Below are 3,706 nucleotides of genomic sequence, written 5' to 3' on the forward strand. Positions count from 1 at the left end.
GGTATATACCTTCCTTTTTCCTTTTATTCGTTAATTTAATTTCTCAACTAAATTATTTAGTGTTAATTAAATAATGTGGTCTAAAATTTTTATTAATTGTATTGTTGTTTTTAGGCAACTTCTATATTAAATCAAATTTCAATTCTTGTAAAGGCCTGATTTAATATATTTTAAAGGAAATCAATTACATTTTTTCAACATCTGAGTAATCTACACAAAAAGTTTCGACAGTTACATTCTTCATAACTTGTGGAGCTACTGGTCTATCAGCTCTATCTGTCTTAGTTGTAGCTATTTCATTAACTACATCCATACCTTCTATAACTCTACCAAATCCTGCATATTGTCCATCTAAGTGTGGAGAATTTTTATGCATTATAAAGAATTGAGATCCTGCTGAGTTAGGGGCCATAGTTCTAGCCATAGATAAAACTCCTGGTTCATGCTTTAAGTTATTAGTGAATCCATTTCCTTTGAATTCTCCTTTTATAGCATGTCCTGGTCCACCCATTCCATTTCCATTAGGGCATCCACCTTGTATCATAAATCCTTCTATAACTCTGTGGAATCCCACTCCATTGTAAAATCCTTCGTTTATTAACGTTACAAAGTTCTTTACAGTATTAGGAGCTATATGTGGGTATAGTTCTGCTACTATTTTCTTTCCATTTTCCATTTCTATAGTTACTATAGGATTTTTATTTTCCATATTAATCTTCCTCTCTGTTTCAGTTATTGATTATGTATCTTTCATATATTATTATATACCAAGTTTAAGAAAAATCTCATAAAATTTTTATCTATTTCAATTTAATATAAAAAAGCTACTAAATTAATAGTAGCTTATTTTTTATCTCCATTTAACTGTGGTGTTTCTTTATAATCAACTTCTAATAAGTCTAATATTTGGCTAGCTCTTTCTTTAGTAGATCCTTTTACTTCAATGTAATCTACATTTTCAGATTGTAAAAAGCTAAGTATAGATTCATCTATTTTAAGAGCTATCTCTTCATCTTGCCATCTTACTCCATCTTGTACATATCCAAATTCTCTTGGAACGTATACTATCATATCGTAGTTTTGTATATCTTCTATAGCTAAACAATATAAATCTTTAAGTATTTGTATTTCTTTTTTACTTCTTTTTTTATTACCTAACATAAATCTTCCATATATGTATGGTACAAAAGTAGCATAATCAGTAAGAGCATAATCAAACATTGATAATTCATCTTCTAATTTCTTTTGACCTAAATAAATACCATATTGTTCAGATATTGTTTCTATCATACCTTTATCTTTTAAATATTCTGTTGAATATTCTAAGGCATACCCAGCATTTAAACCTGCTATTTTCATTTCAACGTATAAATGTTGTATTAATGTAGTTTTTCCACATCTTGGGCCACCTAAAACTGCGATTCTCTTAGTTGCCATGTTTATATCAACTCCATATATTATTTTCTCATTATTAAAGAACTTTTATATTATACTAACAATTAGAGGTTTATTCAATGTTTTTGAGACAATTCTATTTATTTACATGGAATTGTTCATATTTATAATATATAGTAAAAGTTTTAATTTTTTATTGTTTATATATTTAGTTCTAAGTTCTTCCCTATATTATAACCTTCATAGTATAGTTCTTTACAAAACTCTGGCTCAAATCTAAGAGTATCATTTTTACCAAATATGGTTTTAGGTCTAACTACTATTATATTATCTTCATTGTATATATTTTTTATATTCTCAGGTAAAACATAATCATGTCTTGTGGATATTAATATTATCTTATCCACATTATCCTCAATCAAAGGTTTTATTAGTGTATTATTTACTAATCCACCATCAAGTTTATATCCATCATAAATTCCGTCCATTAAATCTTTACCAAATTGGTTTTTAAAATCTAATGTTCCAGATGGATTGAAAGGAAGTAATGAACTGTATTTAATGCTATTTAAACCTTCTGATTTATCTAATTCTGATACATTTACAATTTTTTCATTTAAGTTCTTATTTTCTATTTCTATATAGTTTACATATAAGTTTGTTTTTGACTTATTATTGTTAGTAAGTTCATTTAATCCATCAATTATTATTGAGTTGTCCACAGTATTATCAACTATTTTGACATCGTTTTCAGAAGTTTTCTGAATATTTATCCACATTTCTTGCAAGTTTTCAACATTATCTGTGAATACATAATATCCATTTATCGCTCCTATTGATGTTCCTGCTATAGCGTCAAATTTTTTTATACCTCTATCCCATAAAGATTTTATAACTCCTGCTTGGTATGAGCCTTTTGCTCCTCCTCCTGAAAGACATAATCCTATCTTCATAATACTATCTCCTTATCTAAACTTCATAAAATTTACTAAATGTCTTGTATATACTATAATGATCTTTAACACTACCTAATTCTCTTATAGAGTGCATTGCTAGTATTGGACTACCAATATCAACAGATGGAATATCTATATGAGTAGATGATATAGGTCCTATTGTGCTTCCTCCTCTTTCATCAGATCTATTAACAAATTCTTGATATTTAACCCCAGCTTCACTACATATATTTTTATAAACAGATATAGAATATGCATCACTTGTGTATGCTTGGTTAGCATTTATTTTTATAACTGGTCCTTCACCCATAACCGGTCTATTAGTTGGGTCATGCTTTTCTGATAAATTCGGATGAACTGCATGAGCTAAGTCTGCTGATATCATAAATGATGAGTAGATAGATGTAAAGAATTCTTCTCTATCTTTTCCTAATGACATACAAATTCTTTCTAATATGTTAAGTAACATATTTGAATCTGCACCTTGCTTAGTAGAGCTGCCTACTTCTTCATTATCAAATACAGCTACAACATTTATTCCATTTTCTCCTTTTATATCTATAAGAGAATTTAAACTAGCATGGGCCATTGATAAATTATCTAATCTGCCACTTGATATAAATTCTTCATTTGTTCCTATTAAACTTCCTTTTTCAAATTCATATAAGAATAAATCGAAGTCTATAATATCTTCTAAATTCACTCCTAAATTTATTGCTAATTGATTTAATAAGAAATTATCCTTTTCTAAGCTATCATTTAATAACCCAACTAAAGGTAACATATCTTTTTGTTTATTTAAAGCATATCCTTCATTAACACTTTTGTTCATATGTATAGCTATGTTAGGTATTATACAAATTGGCTTATTTAAGTTTACTATTTCTTCTTTAGGTTTTAATACATGATCTCCTTTTAAAACAACTCTACCAGCTATCCCCAATGGTCTATCTAGCCATGTATTTAATATGGGGCCACCATAACATTCTGTATTTAATTTTAAGTACGTTTTTTCTACAGACATTTCTGCATTTGGTTTTATTCTAAATGTTGGTGAATCTGAATGAGAACTTATTATTCTAAATCCTTCTCTTTCTATATTCTTTGAATTTATAGTAAAAGCTACTATTGCAGATAAATTCTTTGTCACATAATACTTTTTACCTACTTCTAAATTCCATTTTTCATTTAATTTTAATTCCTCAAATCCATTTACATTTAAAAGTTCTTTAGATGTTTTAACTGCATGAAATGATGTTGGACTGTTGTAAATAAATTTTATAAGGTCTTTTGCAAAATTCTTTTCATTCATTTTATTGCCTCCTTATTTTGTATTAAAAAATTTATAGCTAAAA

Annotated in this window: 4 protein-coding genes; all 4 read right to left on the minus strand. The window is 27.6% G+C overall.

Translation table 11 applies throughout. The features are described 5' to 3' along the window. Positions 1–184 precede the first annotated feature (184 nt). Positions 185–709, minus strand: a complete 525-nt coding sequence (locus tag JWF52_RS18100; protein ID WP_208334878.1) for a peptidylprolyl isomerase — start codon at positions 707–709, stop codon at positions 185–187. A gap of 134 nt (positions 710–843) precedes the next feature. Further along, entirely contained in the window at positions 844–1,437 is a 594-nt protein-coding gene (locus tag JWF52_RS18105; protein WP_208334879.1) for an AAA family ATPase, read from the minus strand. A gap of 158 nt (positions 1,438–1,595) precedes the next feature. After that, positions 1,596–2,348, minus strand: a complete 753-nt coding sequence (locus tag JWF52_RS18110) for a patatin-like phospholipase family protein (protein WP_208334880.1) — start codon at positions 2,346–2,348, stop codon at positions 1,596–1,598. Positions 2,349–2,364: 16 nt separating this feature from the next. Then, entirely contained in the window at positions 2,365–3,663 is a 1,299-nt protein-coding gene (locus tag JWF52_RS18115) for a M18 family aminopeptidase (RefSeq protein ID WP_208334881.1), read from the minus strand. Between the last annotated feature and the right edge of the window lie 43 nt (positions 3,664–3,706).

Source organism: Clostridium sp. CCUG 7971 (assembly GCF_017590215.1).
In the GTDB taxonomy this organism is placed as follows: Bacteria; Bacillota; Clostridia; order Peptostreptococcales; family Peptostreptococcaceae; genus Faecalimicrobium.